This window comes from Ectopseudomonas oleovorans (assembly GCF_029845265.1).
Lineage (GTDB): Bacteria > Pseudomonadota > Gammaproteobacteria > Pseudomonadales > Pseudomonadaceae > Aquipseudomonas > Aquipseudomonas oleovorans.
The window spans coordinates 107,901-133,616 of record NZ_JAOCLK010000001.1; the positions used below are offsets into that span (position 1 = coordinate 107,901).

The window sequence follows — 25,716 nt, forward strand, 5'->3', positions numbered from 1 at the left end:
CAAGAACGCCATGGTGGAACACAAGACTGGTTCCAGAGCCATCCGGATACAACACAACATGAACAAAAACCTGCAGTTCAGCCACAAGATTTTGCTCGCCGCATCCCTTGTGGTCATCGCCGCCTTTTCCCTGTTCACTCTCTACAACGATTACCTGCAACGCAATGCCATCCGCGAAGACCTGGAGAACTACCTGCATGAAATGGGCAATGTAACGGCCAGCAATATTCAAAACTGGTTGTCCGGGCGCATCCTGCTGGTGGAAAGCGCCGCCCAGTCGATCAGCAATGACAGCGAGCAGGAGCGCGTGATCAAACTGCTGGAACAGAAGGCGCTGACCTCTTCCTTCGCATTTACCTACCTGGGCACCGAGAGCGGCGGTTTCACCATGCGCCCGGATGAGCAGATGCCCGCCGACTACGACCCGCGCAGCCGCCCCTGGTACAAGGACGCCATGGCTGCCGGCAACACGACCTTGACCGAACCTTACATGGATGCAGCAACCAGCGAGCTGATCATCACCGTTGCCACCCCGGCCAGGCCCGCTGGCGTGGTCGGCGGCGATCTGAGCCTGCAAACCCTGGTCGATATCATCAATGCCCTGGATTTCGACGGCATCGGCTATGCCTTCCTGGTCAGTGCCGACGGTAAGGTTCTGGTGCACCCGGACAAAGACCTGGTCATGAAGAACCTCAAGGAGATCTATCCACAGGACACCCCGCGCATCAGCAGCGAATTCAGCGAAGCGCAGCTCGACGGCGACACCCGCATCCTCACCTTCACCCCGGTCAAGGGCCTGCCCTCGGTCAACTGGCATATCGGCCTGTCGATCGACAAGGCCAAAGCCTACGCGATGCTCAGCGAGTTCCGCGCCTCAGCCATCGTCGCCACGGTGATTGCCGTGGTACTGATCATTGCCCTGCTCGGCTTGCTGATCCGCGTGCTGATGCAGCCGCTGACCGCCATGGGCAAGGCCATGGAGGACATTGCCCAGGGTGAAGGAGACCTGACCAAGCGTCTGACGATCCAGTCCAACGATGAATTTGGCGCGCTGGCGCGCTCTTTCAACCAGTTCGTCGAACGTATCCACAGCTCCATCCGCGAGGTGTCTTCGGCGACCGTCCAGGTCAACGAAGTCGCGAAACTGGTGGTCAATGCCTCCAACTCATCGATGGCCAACTCCGACGAACAGTCCAGCCGCACCAACAGCGTGGCTGCGGCAATCAACCAACTCGGCGCCGCCGCGCAGGAAATCGCCCGCAACGCCGCTGACGCCTCAAGCCGGGCCTCGGATGCACGGCATCAGGCCGAGGACGGCGGCAAGGTGGTGCAGCAGGCGATCCGCTCGATGAGCGAACTCTCCGACAAGATCAGCGACGCCTGCGCCAAGATCGAGATGCTCAACAGCAAGACTGTGGATATCGGTCAGATTCTCGAAGTGATCAAAAGCATCTCCCAGCAGACCAACCTGCTGGCACTCAACGCCGCCATTGAAGCAGCCCGTGCCGGCGAGGCGGGACGCGGTTTCGCCGTGGTCGCCGACGAGGTGCGCAACCTGGCGCACCGCACCCAGGAGTCGGCACAGGAAATCGAGAAGATGATCGAGGAACTGCAGGTCGGTTCACGCGAATCGGTCACCACCATGACCGAAAGCCAGCGCCACAGTGAAGACAGCGTGCAAATTGCCAATCAGGCCGGTGAGCGCCTGGAGACTGTGACGGCCCGCATCGGCGAGATCGACGGCATGAACCAGTCGGTAGCGACTGCGACCGAAGAACAAACCTCGGTGATCGAATCACTGAACATGGACATCATCGAGATCAATACCCTGAATCAGGAAGGCGTGGAAAACCTGCAAGCGACATTGCGCGCCTGCGACGACCTGGAACAACAGGCCGTACGCCTCAAGCACCTGGTCGACAGCTTCCGTATCTAGGCAGTCAGCCGCATGAAGAAAGGGCGTCTGCAGGACGCCCTTCGTATTGCATCACGCGCCAGAATTGTCCCGCTGCTCCTGCAACTGTCGCCAGAGCTCGGCCGCCTCGGCGAAATCGGTGCCATCCTCCTCGCTGAGGGCTTCGGGATCGTAGCGCCGCACGCAACCTTCGCCCAATGTCGGAGGCGCCTTGGCGGTGGCCTTGTCCAACGGATCGCTCATCGTCAACACCCTCAACCAATGTTCAGCTCGCCCTGCTCATGCTGGGCGAACTCCTTGACTGCGCGCAGCACATCATGGCGACTGATCTGCCCGACCAGGCGCCCATGCTCGATCACCGGCAGACGCCGCCGGCCATGCAGGAAGCGCTCCGACAGCTCGATGATGTCAGCCTCGGGCGTGACCGTCTCCACCTCGGTGGTCATGTAGGTACTGACGGTGCCACCGACTGCTTCGTAGTAGGCGCCGGAGAGAATGCCGCGCAGGCAGTCGCCCTCGGACAACAGGCCAATCAGGTGGCCCTGGGAGTCGACCACCGGAGCACCGGAAATACGGTGCTCCAGCAGTCGATTGATGGCAGTGAACAGATCGGTATCCGACCTGAAGGTCACCAGATGGCGAGTCATGTAGTCGCGCACCTTGATGGACTTGAGCATGGGCGTTCTCCTCTTTCGTGCAGTGGCCGGCCCATGCAGCAAGTCAGTCGAATACCACCGTCTTGTTGTCGTGCACCAGCACTCGGTCTTCCAAGTGATAGCGTAGCCCACGCGCCAGCACCATTTTCTCCACGTCCTTGCCCAGACGCACCATTTCCTCGATATCGTCGCGATGGGTCACCCGAACCACGTCCTGCTCGATGATCGGGCCGGCGTCCAGCTCTTCGGTGACATAGTGCGAGGTCGCGCCAATCAGCTTGACGCCACGCAGCGAGGCCTGGTGATAGGGTTTGGCGCCCACGAAGGACGGCAGGAAGCTGTGATGAATGTTGATCACCCGCTGAGCGAACTCGGCGCATAGTGCCGGCGGCAGAATCTGCATGTAGCGCGCCAGGACGATGACATCAGCCTGGTGCGCCTTGACCAGACGCTCCACTTCGGCGAAGGCCGGAGCCTTGTCCTTGGGATCGACCGGCACATGGAAGTACGGAATGCCATGCCACTCGACCATGCTGCGCAGATCGTCGTGGTTGGCGATCACGCAGGGGATCTCGCAATCGAGCTCGTTGCTTTGCCAACGGTGCAGCAGATCGGCCAGGCAGTGCGACTCGCGGCTGGCCATCAGCACCACGCGCTTCTTCTGCGCCGAATCGGTAATGCGCCACTCCATCGAGAATTCGCGGGCAATCGGCGCGAAGGCCTGCTTGAAGCCATCGAGATCGAACGGCAGTGAGTCGGCACGGATTTCGTGACGCATGAAAAACCAGCCACTCTGCGTGTCGGAATGGTGACTGGCTTCGGTAATCCAACCGTTGTAGGTGGCGAGAAAATTACTGACTTTGGCAACGATGCCGACGCGGTCAGGGCAAGAGATGACCAATCTGAACGTACGCATAATTAAAACCCCAAGGGCGACGCATAAAGCCGGGCATTCTAACGGCATGCGCGCAAAACTGCAGCAGGGCGCCAGCCTATCGACGTCACCCCAGTCGAATAATGTGCGGTTACGCAGCACTGAAACTTCCACAAGCGCTCACCATTACCGATTTAATTCACCGTTGAATGACACAAAGGGTTGCACTGCAGCGCAGTCATTTTATCTCGCACTGTTTACTTGCTATTAGCGCCTGATTATTATTGGCCCACTATTAACTACCACAGACTTATTCACGCCAAGGTAAATATCCATGTCGCTGATCAATGAATACCGCGCCACAGAAGAAGCCATCAAAGAACTGCAAGAGCGTCTGAAGAACCTGTCGCAAGACGACAAGCTGAAGAAAGAACTGGAATTCGAAGGCAAACTGCGCACCCTGATGGGCGAATATCAGAAGTCGCTGCGCGATATCATCGCCCTGCTCGACCCTGAAGCCAAGACTGCCAAAGGCGTTCGTGCAGCCAAACCTGCCGTCGTCAAGCGCGCACGCAAGCTCAAGCAGTACAAAAACCCGCACAGCGGCGAAGTGATCGAAACCAAAGGCGGCAACCACAAGATCCTGAAAGAGTGGAAAGCCAAGTGGGGCGCCGACGTCGTCGAAGGCTGGGCCACGCTGCTGGGCTAACACCTGCGCAATGCCCAAAACGCCAGCCATGCTGGCGTTTTTTATTGTCGCGGTGTTTTCAGCCCCTAATTATTCAGGGCGATTTCCGGCAGGCGCAATATCCGCATCAAGCGAACAGTTTCCGCACTGGCCTCTTTCTGGCACGCCATGATGTGCGCCTCATACGCTGCACATTGCCCTGAGCACCTGACCGTTTAAATCCCTACGGAACTTATGGCCAAACGCGCCTGCAACGCCTGCGCATAGGCCTGCCACTGCTGCAACACTTGCAATTGCTCGGGGCTGCAGTTAACCCGCAGCGACTCCATTGCCGCATAAAATTGCGCCAGGGTATTGGGTGCACCGAACTCTGGATCACTCAAACGCTGCCGACAGAATACCTCCCAGCGCTGAGACTCAGCGACGGACAGACTGGCCGGAAAATTGCGCGCCCGATAACGAAACAACAACTCGGGCAGTCGTGCATCATCGAACGGCCATTTTTTATTGTTGGCCAATGCGTCAGGTTGTGCGGCACGTACCTGCTCACACAAACGACGATCACGATCACCGATAAAACCATCGTACAGCTGTTGCTCGGGATCGTGACTGCCTGCAAAGGCCTCTTCTCGGTAAACACTCGCCAACTTGTCCTGCCACAGTGGCTGTTCATTCTTCAACACGTCGATATGGCGCTGACAAACCGACCAGTCCAACTGCAAACGCTGCCGATCCGCCTCACGCAACACCGACAGCGGCGCCACCACCGGACAGCGGTTGATATGCAGCAGTTTCAGCGGTACCGGCAACTCGCCTTCGGCGAGATCCTCACGGCGCGTGTAGAGACGACTACGCAGCGTATCGGCATCCAGATTCAGCAAGGGCGACGGATCGGCCTGCAGGTCACAGACGATCAGCGCATTGCGGTTGCGAGGATGCCAGGCCAGCGGCAGAACCGGCGCCAGATAATGACGTGCCGCCGAGAAACGCCCGGAAACGTGCAGCACTGGCTGCAGCAGGCGAACCTGATCCATGACCCGCTGCTTGCTGCGCAGCTGATAGAGGAAATCGTACAGTTTTGTTTGCCGCTCGCGCAGCAGCCGTGCCAGGCCAATGGTGGCGCGTACGTCGGACAGCGCATCGTGCGCCTGGCCGTGATCGATGCCGTTGGCCTGGGTCAGCCGCTCCAGCTTGAGCGATACGCGCCCCTCCTCCTCAGGCCATTCGATGCCTTCGGGCCGCAGTGCGTAAGCAGTGCGTACCAGACCGATCAGATCCCAGCGGCTGTTGCCGCCCTGCCATTCGCGCGCGTAAGGGTCGAAGAAGTTGCGATACAGACTGTAACGCGTCACCTCATCATCGAAGCGCAGGCTGTTGTATCCCGCACCACAGGTGCCGGGCGCCGATAACGCGGCATGCACACGGGTCATGAATTCCCCCTCGTCCAGCCCCTGTTGTTGCAGACGCTGCGGGTCGATACCGGTGACCAGGCAGGCGACCGGGTGCGGCAGGATGTCATCGCTGGGCCGGCAATAGATGTTCAGCGGCTCGCCGATCTCGTTCAGCGCCTCGTCGGTACGAATGCCCGCCACCTGCAGCGGACGATCACAACGCGGATTGATACCGGTGGTCTCGTAGTCGTACCAGAAAATGCTGGAAGTCATTGGCGGCTCCATACCCTGGACAAAATGGCCGCCAGTTTATCATTCACCTGCGGCCTCGCTGCCGCCGGCAAAAGCATGCACCAGCGCACAGGCGCCGCACGAGCAGGTGTACTGCACTTGAGAAAAATGCTGTAACCATTAGCATTGGCGCTCCTCTAACACTCTGTACAAGGACGCAACCATGAGTGACGCGATTACCCCCAATCCCTATGCCGCCCCCTCCAGCGATCTGCAACAGTCGCCCCAAGGTCATGCACCGAGTATCGAAGAAGCCCTGGCACGTGGTTATGACTTCAGTATCGGTGAGCTGCTGAGCGAGTCCTGGAGCAAGGTCAAGGGCACCAAAGGCATCATCATCGGTGGCTTTCTGGTGTTCTACGTGGTGCTGCTGGCCGCCACCTTCATCCTCGGCGGCGTTGTCGGCATCTTCGGCGCGCTGAGCGATAGCATCGCCCTGATGTTCGTCGGCGAGATCCTGATTTCGCTGCTGGCCTCGGCGCTGGACTATCCCTTTATGGCCGGCATCAACATGGTCGGCATTCGCCGCGCCGCTGATCAACCCCTGAACTTCAACGAAATTTTCAGCCACTTCGGGCGCACCGTCCCACTGATCATCACCGCCGTGGTGATGATGCTGCTGATCTACCTCGGCATGATCCTGCTGCTGATCCCCGGCATCTACCTGGGCGTCGCCTACCTGCTGGCCATCCCCTTGGTGGTCGAACGCGGCCTGTCGCCCTGGGAGGCGCTAGAAGCCTCGCGCAAGGCCATTACCCAGCACTGGTTCAAGGTCTTCGGCCTGCTCATCGTGCTCGGTCTGATTATCATCGTCAGCGCCATCCCGCTGGGCATCGGCCTGGTATGGAGCATTCCGCTGATGGTCGTGGCCATGGGCGTGCTCTATCGCACCATTTTTGGCGTACTGCCTGCCGCTCGCTAACCGACGCCACTCGGGCCAGTTCACTGGCCCGGTTGCGTTCGTGGCCCGCTGCTCGCTAGCATCGGGCTTTCCTTGATGCAGTCCGCCGATGCCTTCACGCTCAAGCGTCAGTCTTTCGTCCCACCAGCCGCCTCTGGATACCCGCTATCAGGTCGAAACGCCGGAAGGTATCGATCTGCATCTGCGACCGGCCGGGCTGGTGCCGCGCGCCCTGGCATTCGCCATCGACCTGGCCATTCGTGGCCTGATTCTGATGGTGATGTTCATCGTTCTCGGCCTGCTCGGTCAGTTCGGCATGGGCCTGGGCACCATCCTGCTGTTTCTCGTGACCTGGTGGTACATGGTGCTGTTCGAGGTGTTCAACCAGGGCCGCTCTCCCGGCAAGCAGATGCTCGGCCTGCGCGTGGTGCACGATGACGGTACGCCCATCGGCTGGGCCGCTTCACTGACGCGCAACCTGCTGCGCTTCGTCGATATCCTGCCGTTCGGCTACACCCTGGGCATCATCAGTTGCCTGAACCATCCGGCGTTCAAGCGCCTCGGCGATATTGCCGCCGGCACCCTGGTGGTCTATCGCGATGCGCCGTTGAGCAAACCGCAGCTTGCCGATGCCGAACCGCTGCCAGCACCCTTCCCGCTCAGCCTTGACGAACAACGCGCCATTCTCGGTTTTGCCGAACGTGGTAGCCAACTGTCCGCCGCCCGCAGAGCGGAGCTGGCGGCGCTGCTGGCCGAACCGCTACAAGTGCCTGCCGAACAGGCCGAGCCGCGCCTCAACGGCATCGCCCGTGGCCTGCTGGGGAGTGCACCGTGAAACAGAGCCTGTTCGAAAGTCGCCATCAGCCAGACTGGGATGCGTTCAACAGTCAGCTCGAGGCGCTCGAGCGCGGCAGGGCCGATCCGCAGACCTGCCAGAGCTTCGCCGCCCGCTACCGCCAGCTCTGTCAGCATCTGGCCCTGGCCCAGGCCCGCGGTTACAGCAGCCATCTGATCGATCAGCTGCAGCAGCTGGCGATGCGTGGCCACCAGCAGTTCTACCGTCATCGCAGCCACCTCGGCGCACAGACGATCCGCTTCCTGTTCGGCGGCTTCCCACGCCTGGTACGTAGCGAATGGCGCAGCGTCTGCGTCGCCAGCCTGCTGTTCTTCGGCAGCCTGGCATTGATGGGGCTGCTGACCTATCTCTATCCCGAGCCGATCTTCAGCCTGGTCAGCGCCGACCAGGTCAGCGAAATGGAGCGCATGTACGATCCCGACGCGCGCCGCCTCGGCCGCTTCAGTGAACGCGGTTCGGGCGACGACTGGGTGATGTTCGGCTTCTACATCATGAACAACATCGGCATCGCCTTTCAGACCTTCGCCAGCGGCCTGCTGCTCGGTCTCGGCAGCCTGTTCTTCCTGCTGTTCAATGGCCTGATGATCGGCGCAGTGGCCGGCCACCTGACGCGCATCGGCTATGGCGAGCCGTTCTGGTCCTTCGTCATCGGCCATGGCGCCTTCGAGCTGACCGCCATCGCCCTGGCGGGTGCAGCCGGTTTCAAGCTCGGCTGGGCGCTGCTCGCCCCCGGCCGCCTGCCCCGTGGCGAAGCCTTGCGCCTGGCCGCTGGCAAGGCGATACAGCTGGTGGCCGGGGTGATCCTGTTCCTGCTGCTGGCCGCCTTCATCGAGGCCTTCTGGTCATCCACCACCTTCGCCACCCCGAACATCAAGTACGCCGTCGGTGCCGGGCTCTGGGCGCTGGTACTGGGTTATCTGCTGCTGGCCGGTCGGAGGCAGCATGCGCCTGACTGAAGCCAGCGTTGCCATCCGCCCGCGTAGCGCCTGGGAGGCCATCGACCTCGGCGTGCTGCTGGCCCGTCGTCATGCCGGCCTGCTGATGGCCAGCTGGGCGCTGGTCACCCTGCCACTGTTTGCCCTGCTCTGCGCCTTGCTCTGGCAGTATCCGGGCTGGGCCATCTTTCTGTTCTGGTGGCTCAAGCCCGCCTATGAGCGGTTACCGCTGTACATTCTTTCGCAGGCACTGTTCGGCAATACGCCCTCGCTTAAGCAATCCCTGCGTGCGCTGCCGAAACTGTTGCGACCACAACTGCTGGCCAGCCTGACCTGGCGCCGCCTCAGCCCGACGCGCAGTTTCGACCTGCCCGTACAGCAGCTCGAAGGCCTGTCCGGCCAGGCGCGCAGCCAGCGCCTGGTGGTGCTTGGTCAGCGTGACAGCGCCGCCGCTACCTGGCTGACCCTGGTCGGCGTGCATGTGGAAATCGCCCTGTGGATGGGCTTGGTCGCGCTGTTCTACATGATGCTGCCGCAACAGGTGGAACTGAACTGGAGCTGGGAAAGCCTGATCGCCGCCAGCAGTGGCCAGTGGCTGTGGCTGGAACACCTGTCCAACCTGCTTTACGTGCTGCTACTGATTCTCTGGGAGCCGGTCTATGTGGCCTGCGGATTCACCCTCTATCTCAATCGCCGTACCGCCCTGGAAGCCTGGGATATCGAACTGACCTTCCGCCGCCTGCGCCAGCGCCTGACCGGCAGCGCCTACGCCCTGCTGCTCGGTTGTGCCCTGCTGCTGACGCAGCTACCTGACAATGCCCTGGCCGATACGCCTGTGGCAGCCAGCGAAGCAACCGAACCGGCTGACCCACAAGGCCCCGACGCCCCACGCCTGCTCAAACAGCCGCTGACCAGCCAGGCTGCGCACGCCAGCATCGAAGCGCTGCTCGACGAACCGCCCTTCCAGCACCGCGAAACCGTCACGCGCTGGCGCCTGGGCGACGAAAAACCTGCCGAAGAGCCCAACCCGGAAGATGTCGAAGCCTTCCTCGATATGCTCAGGAACCTGCTCAAGCTGGGCGAATGGTGGAAAAGCCTGGATGTCGTCGCGCAAATCTTCGAAGTGCTGCTGTGGGCCGCGCTGGCCGCGCTGCTGGTATTCATCCTCTGGCGCTATCGCCAGTGGTTGCAGACCTTTGGCGAACGCATCGGCCTGCCGGCACGGCGCCGACCGCCAGCACCGCAACAGCTCTTTGGCCTGGAACTGGCCCCAGAGAGCCTGCCCGATGATGTCGCCAGCGCAGCCGAACGGCTCTGGGCCGAACAACCGCGCGCAGCGCTGGGCTTGCTCTACCGTGCCCTGCTCAGCCGTTTGCTGCACCAACACCGTCTGCCGTTGAAGCAATCGCATACCGAAGGCGAGGTGATCGCGCTGGTCGCGGGCCTCGGGCAGCACGATCTGGAAGCTTACTGTCGTCAGCTCACTCAGCACTGGCAGGCGCTGGCCTATGGTCACCGCGCACCAGCCGAATCACTGCGCGAGGGTCTGTGCCAGGGTTGGCGCAGCCTGTTCGGCCAGGAGCAGGCGACATGAGCCGGCGCACCGGATTCGCCCTGGCCACGGCTCTGCTGCTGGGCCTGGGGCTGATCGCCAGTTATCTACTGGGCAAACTCGAACCCTATGAAGACGTGATCGAGCATGGCCCAGCCCCCGAGGTTGCCAGCAGCCCTTACCTGGCCGCCGAATACTTCCTGCGCCAGCAGGGTATCGTCGCCCGTCGCGCCGAAAGCCTGGCTGTACTGGACGGCCTGCCCAGCGCGGGCCAGACCCTGATGCTGCTGGCCGACCGTGGCAACATGACGCCGCGCCAGGTCGAGCGCGTGCTGCAATGGACGGCCAATGGCGGTCATCTGCTGTTCATCGCCGAACGCCTGTGGGACGAAGAGCAAGGCCAGAGCGGCGACCTGTTGCTCGACCTGCTCGGCATCCAGCAGTACATGAGCGACGAGCTGGATGAGGAAGAAAGCAGCGAGGCAGAAATCGAGCAGGATGAAAACGCAGCTTACCCACAGCTGACCAAGCTCTACCTGGAGAACGAGCAAGCCCCGGCCTACATCGCCTTCGACACCGATTTTCACCTGTACGACGCGCAGAACCGCGCGCACGCCTGGGCCAATAGCGAGGCCGCCACGCACCTGCTGCAGCTGTACCATGGCGATGGCCTGATCACCGTGCTGAGCGATCCGTGGATCTGGCAGAACCGCACCATCAATGAATACGACCATGCCTGGCTGCTCTGGTACCTGAGCCAGGACAGTGCCGTGACCCTGCTCTACCACGCCGACAGCGACGGCCTGGCCCGCCTGCTGCTGCGCCATTTCCCGCTGGCCCTGCTGGTACTGGCCCTGCTGATCATCGCCAGCCTGTGGCACGTCGGCATGCGTCACGGTCCGTTGCAGGCACCAGTCAGCCGCGCCCGCCGTCAGCTCGAGGAACACCTGCGCGGCAGCGCCGATTTCCTCCTGCGCCATGGCGGCCAGCACAGCCTGCTCAGAGGCCTGCAACAGGACATCAATCGCCGTGCGCGGCGCCGCCACCCCGGTTTCGAGAAGCTCGCCGTCGCCGAACAGTGGCAGGTGCTCGGTCGCCTGACCCGCCTGCCCGCCAAGGACATCAGCCAGGCCATGCGCCCATTGCCGCCGCAACGCCTGTCCGCCAGTGACTTCACCCGCCAGGTCGCCCACCTGCAAACCCTCAGGAATGCCCTATGAGCGAAATCCCCGAGAACGACAACCTGCCGCAGCAGGAAGCCCCGGCTGCCATACCGAGCAACCCGCAAGCACAACAGCGCCAACGCGCCAGCCAACTGGCCCAGGCCCTGCGCGCCGAACTGCGCAAGGCTGTGATTGGCCAGAACGCGGTGATCGACGACGTGCTCACCGCGCTGATCGCCGGTGGCCATGTGTTGGTCGAAGGTGTGCCGGGGCTGGGCAAGACCCTGCTGGTGCGCGCCCTGGCGCGCTGCTTCGGTGGCGAGTTCGCACGCATCCAGTTCACCCCGGACCTGATGCCCAGCGATGTTACCGGCCATGCCGTGTACGACATGCAGAGCGAGCAGTTCAAGCTGCGCAAAGGGCCGGTGTTCACCAACCTGCTGCTGGCCGATGAAATCAACCGCGCACCGGCCAAGACCCAGGCCGCCCTGCTGGAAGTGATGCAGGAACGCCAGGTGACCCTGGAAGGCCGCGCCCTGCCGGTGCAATTGCCGTTCATGGTGCTGGCGACCATGAACCCGATCGAGCAGGAAGGCACCTACCCGCTGCCGGAAGCCGAGCTGGATCGTTTCATGCTCAAACTGCGCATGGATTATCCGCAGCTGGACGAAGAGCTGAACATGGTGCGCCAGGTGACCCGCTCAGCCAGGGCCGACATGCTTGAAGTCAGCCCGCTGCGCACCCTGCTGCAGGCCAAGGACGTGCTGGCGCTGCAGAAAATCGCCAGCGACCTGCCGCTGGATGATCAGGTGCTCGATTACGCCGTACGCCTGGCCCGCGCCACGCGCAGCTGGCCGGGCCTGGCCATGGGTGCCGGGCCGCGTGCCTCCATCGCCCTGGTGCGCGGCGCCCGTGCGCGTGCGCTGCTGCGCGGCGGCGACTTCGTTCTGCCGGATGACATCAAGAGCTGCGCCCTGGCCGTGCTGCGTCATCGCGTACGCCTGGCACCGGAGCTGGATATCGAAGGCCTGTCGGTGGACCAGGTGCTGCAACAGTTGCTCGATCAGGTGCCGGCACCGCGCCTATGAAACCTTCGCGCCTGCTTCTCGGGCTGCTCGGCGGCCTGTTCGCCGCTGCCATCTTGCTCGGCGCCCTGCCCCTGCTCGGCATGCGCCTGGCAGACAGCCTGATGCCGCTGGCCTGGGGGCTGTCGCTGGCTTTGCTACTGATCGCCGCCGTCGATGCCCTCTGGCTGCGCCGCCAGGATTCGCCACGCCTGGAGCGCGTGCTACCCGGCAACCTGCCACTGGGGCGCTGGAGCGAGGTGCAATTGATCGCACATCACGATTTCGCCCACCCGCAGGAAATCGAGGTCTTCGACCATGTGCCGGAAGGCATGGCTTTCGATTTCCTGCCGCAACGCATCACCCTGCAGCCTGGCCAGCAAACGCAGCTCAGCTATCGCCTGAAACCATTGAATCGTGGGCATTTCCACTTCACCCAGTGCGAGCTGCAACTGCCCAGCCCATTGCGTCTGTGGCAGGCCAGGCGCCTGCTGCCACTGGCTGGCGAAAGCCGCGTCTACCCGGACTTTGCCCGCCTCTACGGCGCGCAGCTCAAGGCCGTCGACGACTGGCTGAGCCAACTGGGCGTGCGTCAGCGCCCGCGTCGCGGCCTGGGCCTGGAGTTTCACCAGTTGCGTGAATTTCGTGATGGCGACACCCTGCGCCAGATCGACTGGAAGGCCACTGCGCGCAAGCGCATGCCCATCGCCCGTGAATATCAGGACGAGCGCGATCAGCAGATCGTCTTTTTGCTCGACTGCGGCCGGCGCATGCGCAGCCAGGACGACGAGCTGTCGCACTTCGACCACGCGCTCAACGCCTGCCTGCTGCTCAGCTACGTGGCACTGCGCCAGGGCGATGCCGTGGGCCTGGCGACCTTCGCCGGCAACCAGTCGCGTTACCTGGCGCCGGTCAAGGGCCCTGCGCAGTTGAACGTGCTGCTCAACGCCGTCTATGACCTCGATACCAGCCAGCAACCGGCCGATTTCAGCGCTGCGGCCGACCTGCTGCTGGCGCGTCAGCGGCGCCGCTCGCTGGTGGTATTGGTGACCAACCTGCGCGACGAAGACGATCAGGATCTGCTAACCGCCGTGCGCCGCCTGTCGCGCCAGCATCGCGTGCTGATCGCCAGCCTGCGCGAGGAAGCGCTGGATCGTCTGCGCCAGACGCCGGTGGAACAGTTCGAACAGGCCCTGGCCTACTGCGGCACGCTGGACTACCTCAATGCCCGCGCCGACCTGCATGAGCGCCTGGCTGCCCATGACGTGCCGGTGCTCGACGTCCGCCCGGGCGAACTGGGCCCGGAGCTGGTCAGCAGCTATCTGTCCTGGAAGAAGGCCGGCGCACCCTAGAAGCGACTGCCGCCACAACAGAAAGTCGAAGCCATTGCTGCAGAGACCCTGGCACCGGCTTTTCCACACAGATGTTGCGTGGTTATGGTCGTGACCGGGTGCTATGATCCCGGGCCTGCGGCGCAAAGAGTACAAACTCGACGCCGCCTGTGGGCCGCCCGTGATCGGCCTTGCGCATACCGCACACGACCTGAGTAGGAGATAGACCATGGCTTTTGAATTGCCGCCGCTGCCTTACGAAAAGAACGCCCTCGAGCCGCACATTTCTGCCGAGACTCTCGAGTTCCACCACGACAAGCACCACAACACCTACGTCGTGAACCTTAACAACCTGGTGCCGGGCACCGAGTTCGAAGGCAAGAGCCTGGAAGAAATCGTCAAGACCTCCTCGGGCGGTATCTTCAACAACGCCGCCCAGGTGTGGAACCACACCTTCTACTGGAACTGCCTGTCGCCGAACGGCGGTGGCCAGCCCACTGGCGCCCTGGCTGACGCCATCAACGCGGCCTTCGGTTCCTTCGACAAGTTCAAGGAAGAGTTCAGCAAGGTCTCCATCGGCACCTTCGGTTCCGGCTGGGGCTGGCTGGTGAAGAAGGCTGACGGTTCCTTGGCCCTGGCCAGCACCATCGGCGCCGGCTGCCCGCTGACCAGTGGCGACACTCCGCTGCTGACCTGCGACGTCTGGGAACATGCCTACTACATCGACTACCGCAACCTGCGTCCGAAGTACGTCGAGGCGTTCTGGAACCTGGTCAACTGGGACTTCGTCGCCCAGAACTACGCGGCCTGATTCCAAGCCGTGTCATGCGAAAAACCCGGTCCCGATGACTGGGTTTTTCGTTTTCGGCCGTTGAGAATGCTGTCAGATGATGCGCCTTATGCCTGCAATCGGCTGCAGAGCCGACACTCGATAGACGAACGATGCGTACAGATGCTCAAGTCTGCTGCCCTGACACCGACACAGTGCAGTGGCCGGCTCAACGTACGGACTCGCTCCAGGCTCTGATTTGTTGGGTAAAAAGGGGTAAGCGGATTAAATGGTTGATCTTACCTTTGCATGAGAGTGAGACAGACCGGCATCTCATCGGATTATCTGGTTGATGCTTCACCTACTGCTGGTGCATGTTTCCTTCGCTAATTCCAGCAAGAACCCCACACGCCTCAACTTCCCGGTCATCGTTGCAACTCGCTCTCAGTGAAACGAGTTGTTTCTCAAGCGCTTGCAGAGCGGTTATCTGCGACCGCACATGAGAGATGTGATCATCGAGCAAGGCGTTGACGGCGGTACAAGGCTGATGAGGGTCGTCCTGATAGCTCTGTAGTTCGTGAATCTCAGCCAGTGACAGGCCCAGGATTCTGCAGCGACGGATGAAGGCCAGCCCCTCACCATGCTTCTCGGTATAGACACGGTAACCGTTGTCCTGCCGATCAGGCGGCGGCAACAAGCCCTGCTGTTCATAGAAGCGGATCGTCTGTGTTTCGACCCCTACCAACTGCGCCAACTGACCAATGCGCATCAGCCTCCTCCCCAACGGATTCTTTACTCTATTGACCTTATAGTAGCTTTATAGTTTTAAATGGTACCACAACATTGTTCAAGTGGAGTCGTATCATGAGCAAATCCTGTGGTGGCGCCTGTGGCGGTGATGCAACGTCCGCAGCGGATACCGATATACAGGCCTCCTCCGAGGCGCCAGGGAGATGGGTCAGTGTTTATGCCGTGCCGAAGATGGACTGTCCATCAGAAGAACGAATGATTCGCCTAGCCCTGAACGGCTTTGAGGAGATTCGGGCGCTGTCCTTCGACTTGTCGAACCGCCGGCTGAAGGTCGTGCATGACGGCGAGGTCGAGCCCGTCACCTCGAAACTGAAGACCTTGGGGCTAGGCGCCTCGCTTCAGGAAACCGTCGCTGCAAATCCGGAGACCATCAAGGCCGCCGAGTTTTCGGCAGCTTCTGCTAAGCAAGAATCCGGGACCCTGCGCTGGTTGCTCGGCATCAATGCACTTCTGTTCGTGGTGGAAATGACTGCCGGTCTGATGGCTCAGTCAACTGGCCTCATTGCAGAGTCCCTGGACAATTTTGCTGATGCGGCAGTGTACGGACTCGCTCTTTATGCGGTTGGGCATAGCGTGAAAAGGCAGGTCCGTGTTGCGCACGTTGCTGGTGTGGTCCAACTGGTTTTGGCTGTTGGCGTACTCGTAGAGGTCGTGAGGCGCTTTGTATTCGGTAGTGAGCCTGAATCGCTGGTGATGATAGCCATCGCATTCGTCGCATTGATTGCCAATACCGCCTGTCTGCTGATGGTATCCAAACATCGAGGGGGCGGAGCTCATATGAAGGCTAGCTGGATATTTTCGGCCAACGACGTGGTGATCAACCTGGGGGTCATCACCGCCGGCGCCCTGGTCGCGTGGACCGGGTCCAATTATCCGGATCTGATTATCGGCACCATCGCGGGGGTCATTGTACTTAACGGTGCCAGACGCATTCTGGCGTTGAAGGGTTAAATAATGCTCATTATTGGCAAAAAGCTCTCGCCGTATGCCCTATTGTCCATATCGGGCCTGCTGGCAGCGTCTGATCAGGCTGTAAAGTGGCTGGTGCAGCAATCAATGGCCTATGGCGAGTATGTTTCGGTGACCCCGTTCTTTAACTGGGTGCACCTATGGAACACCGGTGCCGCATTCAGTCTTTTTGCGAATGGTGGAGGCTGGCAGCGCTACTTTTTTATCGGAATCGCGGTAGTGGTCTCGATTTTTCTGATCAAGCTGATCCTTGAAAATCGTCATAAAGGAGAAGCCATCGCTTACAGTCTTATCCTCGGTGGCGCCATGGGCAACCTGATTGACCGGGTCTTTCGCGGCTATGTTGTGGATTCCTTTGATTTCTATTGGCGAGACTGGCATTGGCCGGCCTTCAACCTGGCTGATATTGCAATTGTCCTCGGTGCCTTACTTTTCGTTTCCAGCAGCTTGTTGGGTAAAAAAGCAAACACCAATGCCGAGCCGGATGGATCTGACTGACACCTACGCCTATACAACACCATGACCGAACTTCCCGACAACATCCTTCACCTGCCGCAATACCAAGTACTGGGCTGCAAATCAACCGACGACGAAATGCACTTCCAGGTGGACGTGCCCGATCCCATCGCCTGCGAGGAATGCGGCGTGCAGGGTGAGTTCGTACGGTTCGGCAAGCGTGACGTTCCCTATCGTGATCTGCCCATCCACGGCAAGCGGGTCACTCTCTGGGTGGTCCGCCGCCGATACACCTGCCGGGCCTGCAAGACAACATTCAGGCCCCAGCTACCGGAGATGGTGGACGGATTCCGTATGACACTGCGGCTGCATGAGTACGTGGAGAAGGAATCCTTCAACCACCCCTACACCTTTGTGGCGGCACAGACCGGCCTGGACGAGAAGACGGTGCGCGACATCTTCAACGCCCGCGCCGAGTTCCTGGGGCGCTGGCACCGCTTCGAGACGCCCCGCATCCTGGGCATTGACGAGCTATACCTGAACAAGCGCTACCGCTGCATTCTGACCAACATTGAGGAGCGAACCCTGCTCGACCTTCTGGCCACCCGCCGCCAGGACGTGGTGACCAACTACCTGATGAAGCTGAAAGACCGGCAGAAGGTCGAGATCGTCAGCATGGACATGTGGAACCCCTACCGGGCAGCGGTCAAGGCTGTGCTGCCCCAGGCCCGTATCGTGGTCGATAAGTTCCATGTGGTGCGCATGGCCAACGATGCCCTAGAGAGAGTGCGCAAGGGCCTCAGAAAGGAGCTGAAACCGTCCCAGAGCCGGACTCTCAAGGGAGACCGGAAAATCCTGCTGAAACGCGCTCACGAAGTCTCAGACCGGGAGCGCCTCATCATGGAGACCTGGACAGGCGCGTTCCCGCAACTGCTGGCCGCCTACGAGCACAAGGAGCGCTTCTACGGCATCTGGGACGCCACCACACGGCTCCAGGCAGAAACCGCCCTGGACGAGTGGATAGCCACCATCCCGAAGGGCCAAAAGGAAGTCTGGAGCGATCTGGTCAGGGCAGTGGGAAACTGGCGCGAAGAGACCATGACCTACTTCGAGACGGACATGCCCGTCACCAACGCTTACACGGAGTCCATCAACCGACTGGCCAAGGACAAGAACCGTGAAGGGCGCGGTTACTCCTTCGAGGTGATGCGGGCACGAATGCTCTACACCACGAAGCACAAGAAGAAGGCACCGACTGCGAAGGTCTCTCCTTTCTACAAGAAAACCATCGGTTACGGACTGCCGGACTTCGCAGAGGAACTCAACTACGGAGTCGATCTATCAACCATCTGAGGGTGGTATCAGATTGATGGGGTGAAGGTGCCCCATCAACCATTAAATCCGTATACCCCCTGCTGTTCTCCGGCAGTCTTTATCTCATGGCGCTGAGTGGCATCAGCCGTCTGGGCATGATCACCCCGATCGGTGGCGTGGCTTTCCTGGTGGGCTGGCTGTTATTCGGCCTAGCTGTCTGGCGCCATCTGTAAACAGCTGTTCTGCACGCCTGCAGGCTCGGAAAAGCCCACGCATCGCGGTATCATAGCCAGCTGATCCATCCCCTATCGAGTGCCCCATGCAGATTCAACTCAATGGCGAAGCCTACGACCTGGAGCGCCCAGTCACCCTGGCCGAACTGCTGGAACAGCTGGAGCTGGCCGGCAAGCGGCTGGCCATCGAACACAACCTGAATATAGTGCCGCGCAGCCAATACGCCGAGACTACCCTGCAAGCGGGTGACCGGGTAGAGATTGTGCACGCCATCGGCGGTGGTTAAACAACGCCCCTGCCATTATCGGCAATTACCTGACTGCGGGAGACAGCATGACTGATATGTCGCAAGACGCCTTCGAGATCGCCGGCGTTCGTTACAATTCGCGTTTGCTGGTTGGCACCGGCAAATACAAGGACCTGGCCGAAACCGGCGCCGCGATTGAAGCCTCCGGCGCGGAGATCGTCACCGTCGCCATCCGCCGCACCAACATCGGTCAGAACCCCGGCGAGCCCAACCTGCTCGACGTGATCCCGCCGGACCGTTACACCATCCTGCCCAACACCGCCGGCTGCTATACCGCCGAGGATGCCGTGCGCACCTGCAAACTGGCGCGCGAGCTGCTGGATGGTCACAAACTGGTCAAGCTGGAAGTGCTCGCCGACCAGAAAACCCTGTTCCCCAATGTGGTGGAAACCCTCAAGGCCGCCGAAGTGCTGGTCAAAGATGGCTTCGACGTCATGGTCTATACCAGTGACGACCCCATCATTGCCCGCGAACTGGCCGCCATGGGCTGCGTTGCTGTGATGCCGCTGGCCGGCCTGATCGGTTCCGGCATGGGCATCTGCAACCCCTGGAACCTGCGCATCATCCTCGAAGAAGCCACCGTCCCGGTACTGGTTGATGCCGGCGTCGGCACCGCCTCGGATGCCACCATAGCCATGGAACTGGGCTGCGCCGGCGTCCTGATGAACACCGCCATCGCCCACGCCCGGCAACCGGTCCTCATGGCCGAAGCCATGAAGCACGCCATACTCGCCGGCCGCGCCGCCTACCTTGCAGGCCGCATGCCGCGCAAACTCTACGCCAGCGCGTCGTCGCCCATTGATGGCACTATAAATTGAGAAACCCTGATGTCCGATATCCCGATTGAGCAGCCTGAGAACCAAGGCAACGTAGCCCCCGAACACCGCCGCAGCATCCGCAGTTTCGTCATGCGCGCCGGGCGCATGACCGAAGGCCAGCAGAAAGGCATGGACCAGGGCTGGCCGCGCTTCGGCCTCAGCCTCAAGGATGGTCAGCTGGATCTGGACAGCGTGTTCGGCCGCGAGGCCCCGCGCAACCTGGAAATCGGCTTCGGTATGGGCAACTCCCTGCTGGAAATGGCGCAAAACAGCCCCGAACAGGACTTTATCGGCATCGAAGTCCACCGCCCTGGTGTTGGTGCGCTGCTGAACAACGTGCTCAAAGCCGGCATCAGCAACCTGCGCGTCTACGACTGCGACGCCATCGAAGTGCTAGACAAAGCCATCCCCGACGCCAGCCTCGACCGCCTGATGTTGTTCTTCCCGGACCCCTGGCACAAGAAAAAGCACCATAAACGCCGTATCGTACAGCCTGATTTTGTGCAGAAAGTCCGCCAGAAACTCAAACCCGGCGGCATCTTTCATATGGCCACCGACTGGCAGCACTATGCCGAACACATGCTCGAAATCATGCAAGCCGCCCCCGGCTACCGTAACCTGGCGGAAGACGGCACCTTCGTTCCCCGCCCGGAAGAGCGCCCGATCACCAAGTTCGAGAAGCGCGGTGAGCGGTTAGGACATGGGGTGTGGGATTTGAAGTTTGAGCGGGTGGGGTGATTTAAAGCTGGGCGATTGCAATAGCGCAACCGCCTGGACGGTTCACTGGTCTACGCATCGCGCTCGGAAAGCGGTGAAGCGGGTATCCGCTGCTCTGCCACCTCGCCAAGATTTTTTAACAAATCAGCTGAGTCCTTCTCCAGCCGTTTGCGCACAAACAGCCGGTTGGCCAGGCGTCCGACCGGGTGGTTAAAGCGGTACTGCACCGTGCGGATGAAGCGGCTGCCGGTGCCCAGTGGTGTGCAGTCGTAGGTTACGCGCATCATCAGGCCGTATCTGCCGCGTGCCCGTGCTACCCAGCGTTGTCCGGGACTATAGTCAAGCACATCCCAGAGCAGAAAGCCGGCGCGTTCACTGCTGTATTCAAAGCGTTCGCCGGCACCCAGCGTGCCCTTGGGGCCCTGGATGGCAACTCTGTAGTGATGCCACTCGTGCCAGCGTGTCGGCGTGGCGAGGTAGGCCAGCAGATGATCGGGCGCGCGCGGGATATCCACATGGTGCTGCATCCGCGTCATTGGCTGGTCGTCTTTGCTGTTCGGGTTGTCCGTGTACAGTGTGCCGTACAGCCAATCCCAGAGCGGGAAGACGATATTGAAATTGAAGTTGTGCATCAGCTCGCGGGCATGGTGCAGCTCATGCAGCCGGCGCATGCCGCGGACCCAAGGTAGTTGCGACAGTGGGTGCTGTGTCGGCAGGTGTTCGCAGGCATGCATGATCTCGTAGGCGAGATAACCCATCAGCAAGGTGGCGCAAAACAGCGCAGCGACATTGGTGTTCCACTGGCTCAGCGCCCAGAAGGCGGTCAGGTTGATGGTGGCGAATATCACGATCAGCCAGGCGGGGAAGAAAATGACCCGCCAGTCTTTGGGCGTTTCAAAGTTCATCTGGCCGTAGGCAAAAAAGCTGTGGTGATCGCCGGTATGGCGTTGATAGAACAGCTTGCTGAAGCGGTGTTTAACGTGCCCCAGATTCTTGTGAATCTGGTACTCGCCCCAGTTGTAAAAGATCAGCGCCAAGGGCACCGTCAGCCATTCCCAGAGCGATGGGTTGGTAATCCTGGTTAACAGAAAACCGATGCACAGCGTGCCGAACAGCAACACAAAGCCGCCATGTAGCCAGGCGTTGTAGCCGGGCTTGATGCCGGCGCGGTAGCGCGCACGAAAGCTGGTTGTATCGAACTGCATACGCATACCCATTTAGTCTATTTATTGACTCGACAATAGGCAGGGCATCATTATTTTTCAAATGGATATTTTGAAAGATAGATATTGATGATTACGAATTTACGTCAGCTCGATCTGAATCTGTTGCTGGTCTTTGATGCCCTTATGCAGGAGCAGAACCTGTCGCGTGCCGCCGTGCGCCTGCACCTTAGCCAGTCTACCGTCAGCAATGCGCTGGCCCGATTGCGCAAGCAACTTGGCGAGCCGCTGTTCCAGCGTACTGCGCGTGGCATGCTACCGACGCCCCAGGCCCAGGTACTGTATGGGCCGGTGCGGGAGGCATTGCACGTGCTGCGCACCGGCCTGGCGCCGCAGGCCGAGATTGATAGCAACAGTGAGCTGACGTTTCGGGTGTCGATGAATGACTACGCACAGGCGGTGTTCCTGCCCGTTGCGCTGACGCGCTTGCAGGCACTGGCTCCGCGTCTGGTGCTATCGGTGCAATCCGACGATGCCGACACCCTGGTCAAGCGTCTGCGCACCGGCGAGCTGGATCTGGCTATCGACTATCTGCATTTCGACGACGAGTTGCGCTACGAGCCCTTGCGTGAAGAGGCGTTGGTGGTGGTTGCCAGTGCTGAGCACCCTGATATCCAGCGCCAATTGACGTTGGCGCAGTACAAGGAGGCCAGCCACGTCTCGGTACACCCCCGTGCCGGGCGCGGTTCGCCGCTGGAAATTGTGCTCGGCTCGGCCAGGGTCCAGCGCAAGGTGAAGTTGCTGGTGCCCCACTATCTGGCGATTCCGGCGGTGGTCTCACAAAGCCGATTGCTGGGCACTATACCCAAGGCGTTAGCCGAACATTGCGCGGCGCAATATGACCTGCAGGTGTTCCCCTTGCCGATGGACCTGGCGCCGATCCAGGTCAGCCTGATCTGGCACCGGCAGCAGGATGCCTCGGTCGGGCTGCAGTGGTTGCGTCGGCAGCTACAAGCTGCGGCAGATATTTAGTGAAAGCTGCTGGCAGGGGATAGATTTCTGCTGTTTGTCTTTGGCTGCGTCAAGGGGGCTATGTATGCTGAATACTAGACTCATTATTTTCATGAATTTGCTGTGAAAGGTTTTCCATGCACCTGGTCCCCTACATTTTCCTGTTTCTGGTCGGCATGCTCGGCCTGCTGTTGCTGACGGCAGACCCCGAAGGCGGGTTTCACTGGGTCGGTTATACCGGTGCCAGCAGAAGCCCGGTCGAGGTGGGTGTGGTGCGGGTGGTGGGTGCGGTGCTGGTTGTGCTGGCGGTGTTGCCAATAATCAAGAATAAAAGGGGTATACGGATTTAATGGTTGATGGGGCACCTTCACCCCATCAACCATTAAATCCGTATACCCGTAAAAAGTACCAATTAGCGATGATGGCCCTTTGAAGGCCAAGGTTAGATTGCCAATACTCTCGTCAGATTGACGCTGTACGCACCGACACAAGGAATTGCCTTTGAAGCTGGAATTGAAAAACAGCTTGTCGCTCAAGTTGCTCCGCGTGGTGCTGCTGTCAGCATTCGTGGTCGGGGTGGTGTTGAGCTGTACGCAGATCGTTTTCGATGCCTACAAGACCCGCCAGGCGATTGCCAACGACGCCCATCGCATCCTCGGCATGTTCCGCGACCCGTCGACGCAAGCGGTCTACAGCCTGGACCGGGAAATGGGCATGCAGGTGATCGAAGGCCTGTTTCAGCACGAGGCGGTACGCTACGCCTCCATCGGCCATCCCAACGAGCCAATGCTCGCCGAGCGCTCGCGTGATCTGGCACAGATGCCCACGCGCTGGCTGACCGACACTTTTCTCGGCAAGGAGCAGCTGTTTTCGACCAAACTGGTGGGGCGCGGCCCCTACAGCGAGTATTACGGTGACCTCAACATCTCCCTGGACACCGCGCCTTATGGCGAGAGTTTCGTCACCAACTCGGTGATCATCTTCATATCGGGCGTGCTGCGCGCCATGGCCATGGGGCTGGTGCTCTATCTGGTCTATCACTGGCTGCTGACCAAACCGCTGTCGAAAATCATCGAGCACCTGACCAACATCAACCCCGACCGCCCCAGCGAACACAAGCTGCCGATGCTGCCGGGCAACGAGAAGAACGAACTGGGCCTGTGGATCAATACGGCCAACCAGTTGCTGGCCTCCATCGAACGCAACACGCATCTGCGTCATGAGGCCGAGAATAGTCTGATACGCATGGCGCAGTACGATTTCCTCACGGGCCTGCCGAACCGCCAGCAACTGCAGCAGCAACTCGACCAGATTCTCGAAGATGCCGGCCGCCTGCAGCGCCGCGTCGCCGTGCTCTGCGTCGGCCTGGATGATTTCAAGGGCATCAACGAGCAATTCAGCTATCAAAGCGGCGACCAGTTGCTGCTCGCCCTCTCCGACCGCCTGCGCAGTCACAGCGGCCGCCTTGGTGCGCTGGCACGCCTGGGGGGCGACCAGTTCGCCCTGGTCCAGGCCTATATCGAACAACCCTATGAAGCCGCCGAACTGGCGCAAAGCGTACTCGATGATCTGGAGCAGCCCTTTATGCTCGATCAGCACGAAGTCCGCCTGCGCGCCACCATCGGCATCACCCTGTTCCCGGAAGACGGCGACAGCACCGAGAAACTGCTGCAAAAAGCCGAACAGACCATGACCCTGGCCAAGAGCCGCTCGCGCAACCGTTACCAGTTTTATATCGCCAGCGTCGACAGCGAGATGCGCCGCCGCCGTGAGCTGGAAAAGGATCTGCGCGACGCCCTGGCGCAGAACCAGCTGCACCTGGTCTACCAGCCGCAGGTGGATTATCGCGATCACAGCATCGTCGGCGTCGAGGCGCTGCTGCACTGGCAACATCCACAGCATGGTTTCGTGGCGCCGGATCTGTTCATCCCGCTGGCCGAGCAGAACGGCACCATCATTCCCATCGGCGAGTGGATTCTCGACCAGAGCTGCCGCCAGCTAAGGGAATGGCACGACCAGGGCTTCAGCAACCTGCGCATGGCCATCAACCTGTCTACCGTGCAGTTGCACCACGCCGAGCTGCCGCGCGTGGTCAACAATCTGATGCAGGTCTACCGCCTGCCGCCGAAAAGCCTGGAGCTGGAGGTCACCGAAACCGGCCTGATGGAAGACATCAGTACCGCCGCCCAGCATCTGCTCAGCCTGCGCCGCTCCGGTGCACTGATCGCCATCGATGACTTCGGTACCGGCTATTCCTCGCTGAGCTATCTGAAAAGTCTGCCGCTGGACAAGATCAAGATCGACAAGAGCTTCGTCCAGGATCTGCTCGAAGATGAAGACGATGCCACCATCGTTCGCGCCATCATCCAGCTGGGCAAGAGCCTGGGCATGCAGGTCATCGCCGAGGGCGTGGAAACCGCCGAGCAGGAAGCCTACATCATTGCCCAGGGCTGCCATGAAGGTCAGGGTTACCTGTACAGCAAGCCACTGCCGGCACGTGAGCTGACGCTGTTTCTCAAGCAGGCGCGGCGCCTGAGCTCAGCGGCGACGCTCTGACCACTCAAACAGGAACGCCGCGATTGGTCGCGGCGTTTTCATTCGTACCCGCAATCGCGCTTACCAGTTCTGCACGCCAAACAGCCAGGCCGTGGCCAATGCACCGAGCAGGCACAATACGGCGCCACCCGCAGCCTGCCAGTAGAAGCTGCGCGCCAGCTCGTCTTCTCCGCTGTTGGAGAGAATGAACGGCTGCCGCTCGCCAGGCTTGGCCATCTGATGCTGCATCGGCTCCAATGCCTTTTGCCGATGCCGGTCTTCAGCCTCCAGTTGTGCAGCCAGTCGTACGCGATTCCATTCCTGCTCATCGAGTTCACCGTTGCCGTCGCTGTCAAAACGGCGCAACAGGCCGAGGTAATCGCCCTTCCATTCACGGATCACTTCACCCTGAGCGGCATGCCTGTCGAACCCCTGCTGCGCCGCGCCACGGGTACGAAAATCACCAATGGCATACAAGGGTTGCCCGACATGGAAGCGCTCTTCGGTGTAGCGATAGCGCGTACCACTGCTGAGAAAGCCGAGCAATCCCGTCTTGGCCGGCCCCAGCGGGTGGCGCAGGTGACCCTGCCAGACGTCACGCACGGCCGTACGGATCTCGGCACCACGCGGATCGATCAGGCATTCACCGGTACCATCGACCAGGCGCAGCCAGGCATCACTGGTGCCACTTTCGATCACCCGCCAGCTGCGCTTCTTGCCACTGGAGCGATATTCCTCGATACGAAAGCGCCACCACAGGCAAGGTTTCCCCGTCAGCGGCCCACGCGGCTGCACATCCGGTAGCGCTTCGAGCACGCCGTAGAGTTCGACATACCCCTGCGCCGCCGAGCGTATCTTCGAGGTTGGCGTATCGAGCAGGTGGCGCGCCTGCGACCAGCGCCGCAAACACCACCAGGCGCCGCCCAGGCAGGCACCGAGGGTGAAGCTCAGGGTAAAGAAGAAACCCAGGGGATCGGCCTGCATCATCGGCAAGTG

The 25,716-nt window shown here is 60.7% G+C and carries 26 protein-coding genes and 1 pseudogene; 20 read left to right on the forward strand and 7 right to left on the reverse strand.

What is annotated here, in order from left to right; translation table 11 throughout:
- Window positions 1-58: 58 nt before the first annotated feature.
- A complete protein-coding gene (locus tag N5J71_RS00575; RefSeq protein ID WP_279916057.1) occupies window positions 59-1,936 on the forward strand; it encodes a methyl-accepting chemotaxis protein in 1,878 nt (625 codons plus the stop codon).
- Between the two features lie 51 nt (window positions 1,937-1,987).
- Here N5J71_RS00575 and N5J71_RS00580 read toward each other — a convergent pair whose 3' ends face one another.
- Genes N5J71_RS00580 through purU form a run of 3 tightly spaced genes read right to left on the reverse strand, consistent with a single transcriptional unit; the run spans window position 1,988 to window position 3,487 of the window.
- The gene (locus N5J71_RS00580; protein ID WP_003462503.1) at window positions 1,988-2,158 is read right to left on the reverse strand and encodes a hypothetical protein; all 171 of its coding nucleotides are present in this window, start codon (window positions 2,156-2,158) and stop codon (window positions 1,988-1,990) included.
- A gap of 11 nt (window positions 2,159-2,169) precedes the next feature.
- Entirely contained in the window at window positions 2,170-2,592 is a 423-nt protein-coding gene (locus N5J71_RS00585) for a CBS domain-containing protein (protein WP_279916058.1), read from the reverse strand.
- A gap of 43 nt (window positions 2,593-2,635) precedes the next feature.
- A complete protein-coding gene (gene purU, locus N5J71_RS00590; RefSeq protein WP_279916059.1) occupies window positions 2,636-3,487 on the reverse strand; it encodes a formyltetrahydrofolate deformylase in 852 nt (283 codons plus the stop codon).
- A 292-nt stretch (window positions 3,488-3,779) separates the two neighbouring features.
- On the opposite strand from purU, the gene mvaT reads away from it, so the two are divergent.
- On the forward strand, window positions 3,780-4,154 hold the full coding sequence (gene mvaT, locus N5J71_RS00595) for a histone-like nucleoid-structuring protein MvaT (protein WP_279916060.1): 375 nt from the start codon (window positions 3,780-3,782) through the stop codon (window positions 4,152-4,154).
- Window positions 4,155-4,348: 194 nt separating this feature from the next.
- Here mvaT and sbcB read toward each other — a convergent pair whose 3' ends face one another.
- Window positions 4,349-5,797 carry an exodeoxyribonuclease I gene (sbcB, locus tag N5J71_RS00600; RefSeq protein ID WP_279916061.1) on the reverse strand — a complete coding sequence of 483 codons (1,449 nt, stop codon included), beginning with the start codon at window positions 5,795-5,797 and terminating at the stop codon, window positions 4,349-4,351.
- Between the two features lie 181 nt (window positions 5,798-5,978).
- On the opposite strand from sbcB, the gene N5J71_RS00605 reads away from it, so the two are divergent.
- From N5J71_RS00605 to N5J71_RS00640, 8 genes are all read left to right on the forward strand, one after another.
- Entirely contained in the window at window positions 5,979-6,737 is a 759-nt protein-coding gene (locus N5J71_RS00605; RefSeq protein ID WP_279916063.1) for a DUF975 family protein, read from the forward strand.
- An 88-nt stretch (window positions 6,738-6,825) separates the two neighbouring features.
- Entirely contained in the window at window positions 6,826-7,551 is a 726-nt protein-coding gene (locus N5J71_RS00610) for an RDD family protein (protein ID WP_003462518.1), read from the forward strand.
- Entirely contained in the window at window positions 7,548-8,528 is a 981-nt protein-coding gene (locus tag N5J71_RS00615) for a stage II sporulation protein M (RefSeq protein ID WP_279916064.1), read from the forward strand. The genes N5J71_RS00610 and N5J71_RS00615 overlap by 4 nt, the downstream gene beginning before the upstream one ends.
- Window positions 8,515-10,101 (forward strand): DUF4129 domain-containing protein, encoded by a 1,587-nt coding sequence (locus N5J71_RS00620; protein ID WP_279916065.1) that lies wholly within the window; start codon window positions 8,515-8,517, stop codon window positions 10,099-10,101. The genes N5J71_RS00615 and N5J71_RS00620 overlap by 14 nt, the downstream gene beginning before the upstream one ends.
- A complete protein-coding gene (locus N5J71_RS00625; protein WP_279916066.1) occupies window positions 10,098-11,279 on the forward strand; it encodes a DUF4350 domain-containing protein in 1,182 nt (393 codons plus the stop codon). Before N5J71_RS00620 ends, N5J71_RS00625 begins: the two co-directional genes overlap by 4 nt.
- Window positions 11,276-12,310 (forward strand): AAA family ATPase, encoded by a 1,035-nt coding sequence (locus tag N5J71_RS00630; protein WP_279916067.1) that lies wholly within the window; start codon window positions 11,276-11,278, stop codon window positions 12,308-12,310. The genes N5J71_RS00625 and N5J71_RS00630 overlap by 4 nt, the downstream gene beginning before the upstream one ends.
- Window positions 12,307-13,638, forward strand: coding sequence for a DUF58 domain-containing protein (locus N5J71_RS00635; RefSeq protein ID WP_279916068.1), 1,332 nt, complete (start codon window positions 12,307-12,309; stop codon window positions 13,636-13,638). The genes N5J71_RS00630 and N5J71_RS00635 overlap by 4 nt, the downstream gene beginning before the upstream one ends.
- Before the next feature lie 208 nt (window positions 13,639-13,846).
- Complete coding sequence (locus N5J71_RS00640; protein ID WP_003462535.1) at window positions 13,847-14,428, forward strand: superoxide dismutase; 582 nt, start codon at window positions 13,847-13,849, stop codon at window positions 14,426-14,428.
- A gap of 319 nt (window positions 14,429-14,747) precedes the next feature.
- Here N5J71_RS00640 and cadR read toward each other — a convergent pair whose 3' ends face one another.
- Window positions 14,748-15,155, reverse strand: coding sequence for a Cd(II)/Pb(II)-responsive transcriptional regulator (gene cadR / locus N5J71_RS00645; RefSeq protein WP_004364961.1), 408 nt, complete (start codon window positions 15,153-15,155; stop codon window positions 14,748-14,750).
- 95 nt (window positions 15,156-15,250) lie between these two features.
- On the opposite strand from cadR, the gene N5J71_RS00650 reads away from it, so the two are divergent.
- The 7 genes and pseudogenes from N5J71_RS00650 to trmB all read left to right on the forward strand — a co-directional run bounded on the left by N5J71_RS00650 (window position 15,251) and on the right by trmB (window position 20,032).
- Entirely contained in the window at window positions 15,251-16,147 is an 897-nt protein-coding gene (locus N5J71_RS00650; RefSeq protein ID WP_072676343.1) for a cation efflux transmembrane domain-containing protein, read from the forward strand.
- Between the two features lie 3 nt (window positions 16,148-16,150).
- Entirely contained in the window at window positions 16,151-16,663 is a 513-nt protein-coding gene (lspA, locus tag N5J71_RS00655) for a signal peptidase II (RefSeq protein WP_004863699.1), read from the forward strand.
- A 21-nt stretch (window positions 16,664-16,684) separates the two neighbouring features.
- Complete coding sequence (locus N5J71_RS00660; RefSeq protein ID WP_279916071.1) at window positions 16,685-17,974, forward strand: ISL3-like element ISPpu12 family transposase; 1,290 nt, start codon at window positions 16,685-16,687, stop codon at window positions 17,972-17,974.
- A 59-nt stretch (window positions 17,975-18,033) separates the two neighbouring features.
- Window positions 18,034-18,168: pseudogene (locus N5J71_RS00665) on the forward strand (DUF423 domain-containing protein); the annotation flags it as partial.
- A gap of 86 nt (window positions 18,169-18,254) precedes the next feature.
- Window positions 18,255-18,455, forward strand: a complete 201-nt coding sequence (thiS, locus tag N5J71_RS00670) for a sulfur carrier protein ThiS (RefSeq protein WP_279916073.1) — start codon at window positions 18,255-18,257, stop codon at window positions 18,453-18,455.
- 47 nt (window positions 18,456-18,502) lie between these two features.
- A complete protein-coding gene (locus N5J71_RS00675; protein WP_279916075.1) occupies window positions 18,503-19,294 on the forward strand; it encodes a thiazole synthase in 792 nt (263 codons plus the stop codon).
- Window positions 19,295-19,303: 9 nt separating this feature from the next.
- Window positions 19,304-20,032, forward strand: a complete 729-nt coding sequence (gene trmB, locus N5J71_RS00680) for a tRNA (guanosine(46)-N7)-methyltransferase TrmB (protein ID WP_279916077.1) — start codon at window positions 19,304-19,306, stop codon at window positions 20,030-20,032.
- Window positions 20,033-20,082: 50 nt separating this feature from the next.
- On the opposite strand, the gene N5J71_RS00685 is transcribed toward trmB, so the two are convergent.
- A complete protein-coding gene (locus N5J71_RS00685) occupies window positions 20,083-21,216 on the reverse strand; it encodes a sterol desaturase/SRPBCC family protein (protein WP_279916159.1) in 1,134 nt (377 codons plus the stop codon).
- Between the two features lie 87 nt (window positions 21,217-21,303).
- Between N5J71_RS00685 and bsrA the strand changes: the two genes are divergently transcribed.
- From bsrA to N5J71_RS00700, 3 genes are all read left to right on the forward strand, one after another.
- Complete coding sequence (gene bsrA, locus N5J71_RS00690) at window positions 21,304-22,206, forward strand: LysR family transcriptional regulator BsrA (protein WP_279870199.1); 903 nt, start codon at window positions 21,304-21,306, stop codon at window positions 22,204-22,206.
- 116 nt (window positions 22,207-22,322) lie between these two features.
- Window positions 22,323-22,535: a hypothetical protein gene (locus N5J71_RS00695; RefSeq protein ID WP_279916079.1), complete on the forward strand. Its 213-nt coding sequence runs from the start codon at window positions 22,323-22,325 to the stop codon at window positions 22,533-22,535.
- A gap of 151 nt (window positions 22,536-22,686) precedes the next feature.
- Complete coding sequence (locus N5J71_RS00700; protein ID WP_279916081.1) at window positions 22,687-24,741, forward strand: putative bifunctional diguanylate cyclase/phosphodiesterase; 2,055 nt, start codon at window positions 22,687-22,689, stop codon at window positions 24,739-24,741.
- Between the two features lie 60 nt (window positions 24,742-24,801).
- On the opposite strand, the gene N5J71_RS00705 is transcribed toward N5J71_RS00700, so the two are convergent.
- On the reverse strand, window positions 24,802-25,707 hold the full coding sequence (locus tag N5J71_RS00705; protein WP_279916083.1) for a GIDE domain-containing protein: 906 nt from the start codon (window positions 25,705-25,707) through the stop codon (window positions 24,802-24,804).
- Between the last annotated feature and the right edge of the window lie 9 nt (window positions 25,708-25,716).

Coding starts and splice junctions, on each gene's coding strand:
- N5J71_RS00640 (WP_003462535.1), top strand. CDS start 13,847: ATGGCTTTTGAATTGCCGCCGCTGCCTTACGAAAAGAACGCCCTCGAG.
- purU (WP_279916059.1), bottom strand. CDS start 3,487: ATGCGTACGTTCAGATTGGTCATCTCTTGCCCTGACCGCGTCGGCATC.
- thiS (WP_279916073.1), top strand. CDS start 18,255: ATGCAGATTCAACTCAATGGCGAAGCCTACGACCTGGAGCGCCCAGTC.
- N5J71_RS00675 (WP_279916075.1), top strand. CDS start 18,503: ATGACTGATATGTCGCAAGACGCCTTCGAGATCGCCGGCGTTCGTTAC.
- N5J71_RS00580 (WP_003462503.1), bottom strand. CDS start 2,158: ATGAGCGATCCGTTGGACAAGGCCACCGCCAAGGCGCCTCCGACATTG.
- sbcB (WP_279916061.1), bottom strand. CDS start 5,797: ATGACTTCCAGCATTTTCTGGTACGACTACGAGACCACCGGTATCAAT.
- N5J71_RS00705 (WP_279916083.1), bottom strand. CDS start 25,707: ATGATGCAGGCCGATCCCCTGGGTTTCTTCTTTACCCTGAGCTTCACC.
- bsrA (WP_279870199.1), top strand. CDS start 21,304: ATGATTACGAATTTACGTCAGCTCGATCTGAATCTGTTGCTGGTCTTT.
- mvaT (WP_279916060.1), top strand. CDS start 3,780: ATGTCGCTGATCAATGAATACCGCGCCACAGAAGAAGCCATCAAAGAA.
- N5J71_RS00660 (WP_279916071.1), top strand. CDS start 16,685: ATGACCGAACTTCCCGACAACATCCTTCACCTGCCGCAATACCAAGTA.
- N5J71_RS00585 (WP_279916058.1), bottom strand. CDS start 2,592: ATGCTCAAGTCCATCAAGGTGCGCGACTACATGACTCGCCATCTGGTG.
- N5J71_RS00635 (WP_279916068.1), top strand. CDS start 12,307: ATGAAACCTTCGCGCCTGCTTCTCGGGCTGCTCGGCGGCCTGTTCGCC.
- N5J71_RS00630 (WP_279916067.1), top strand. CDS start 11,276: ATGAGCGAAATCCCCGAGAACGACAACCTGCCGCAGCAGGAAGCCCCG.
- trmB (WP_279916077.1), top strand. CDS start 19,304: ATGTCCGATATCCCGATTGAGCAGCCTGAGAACCAAGGCAACGTAGCC.
- N5J71_RS00650 (WP_072676343.1), top strand. CDS start 15,251: ATGAGCAAATCCTGTGGTGGCGCCTGTGGCGGTGATGCAACGTCCGCA.
- N5J71_RS00625 (WP_279916066.1), top strand. CDS start 10,098: ATGAGCCGGCGCACCGGATTCGCCCTGGCCACGGCTCTGCTGCTGGGC.
- cadR (WP_004364961.1), bottom strand. CDS start 15,155: ATGCGCATTGGTCAGTTGGCGCAGTTGGTAGGGGTCGAAACACAGACG.
- N5J71_RS00610 (WP_003462518.1), top strand. CDS start 6,826: ATGCCTTCACGCTCAAGCGTCAGTCTTTCGTCCCACCAGCCGCCTCTG.
- N5J71_RS00575 (WP_279916057.1), top strand. CDS start 59: ATGAACAAAAACCTGCAGTTCAGCCACAAGATTTTGCTCGCCGCATCC.
- N5J71_RS00620 (WP_279916065.1), top strand. CDS start 8,515: ATGCGCCTGACTGAAGCCAGCGTTGCCATCCGCCCGCGTAGCGCCTGG.
- N5J71_RS00605 (WP_279916063.1), top strand. CDS start 5,979: ATGAGTGACGCGATTACCCCCAATCCCTATGCCGCCCCCTCCAGCGAT.
- N5J71_RS00685 (WP_279916159.1), bottom strand. CDS start 21,216: ATGCAGTTCGATACAACCAGCTTTCGTGCGCGCTACCGCGCCGGCATC.
- lspA (WP_004863699.1), top strand. CDS start 16,151: ATGCTCATTATTGGCAAAAAGCTCTCGCCGTATGCCCTATTGTCCATA.
- N5J71_RS00695 (WP_279916079.1), top strand. CDS start 22,323: ATGCACCTGGTCCCCTACATTTTCCTGTTTCTGGTCGGCATGCTCGGC.